The sequence below is a fragment of the Streptomyces sulfonofaciens genome, assembly GCF_014656295.1.
GTDB classification, from domain to species: domain Bacteria; phylum Actinomycetota; class Actinomycetes; order Streptomycetales; family Streptomycetaceae; genus Streptomyces; species Streptomyces sulfonofaciens.
Window position 1 is genome coordinate 1 of record NZ_BNCD01000104.1, and the last position, 528, is coordinate 528.

Here is a 528-nt window from a genome sequence, read left to right on the forward strand (position 1 = left end):
TGTTTCGTTTAGTCATATAAATATCGCCCACTCTTTGGCTGAGCTTATAGAGGGTTATTTCAATATTATGGTCTCTATCGGTTTTAATCGTGCCGTAATCATAAAAGCGAAAAACCGGCGTGTTAATATAAATGAGCCTGAATTGGCGCAAGGCGTTCAAAGTCTCTTCTCTTTTTTTACGGGCTTCTTCTTGTCTGATCTGCTCCCTAGTTTTGGGGGTTTGCTTAGAAAAAGGGTGCTTGGAGCAAGAGATAAAAAAAAGCGTCATGAAAAATAATAAAAAAGCACTTCTAAAATACCGCATGATTGAGAGTAAGAGGGTTTATCCTCTCGATCCGCTCAAAATACGATACCAAATCCTGCCGTCTAATTTAAGCTCCATGCTGACTTGACACAAGCCGTCTTTATAGATGGTCTCAGTGATTTCAGCGTTACGAATGAGGGCATTGACTCTGGTTTTAATCACGGAATTTTGTAAAACCATGTCTTTGACGGTGTCTTGAGCGTTCACTCTGATACCATACATTT

1 protein-coding gene and 1 pseudogene are annotated in these 528 nt (G+C 39.8%); both read right to left on the reverse strand.

The genetic code is table 11. The annotated features are described in order from the left end of the window. On the reverse strand, positions 1-268 hold a 268-nt coding region (locus IE313_RS36745), incomplete at its 3' end, for a hypothetical protein (RefSeq protein WP_229925214.1). A gap of 54 nt (positions 269-322) precedes the next feature. Further along, positions 323-528: pseudogene (locus IE313_RS36750) on the reverse strand (hypothetical protein); the annotation flags it as partial.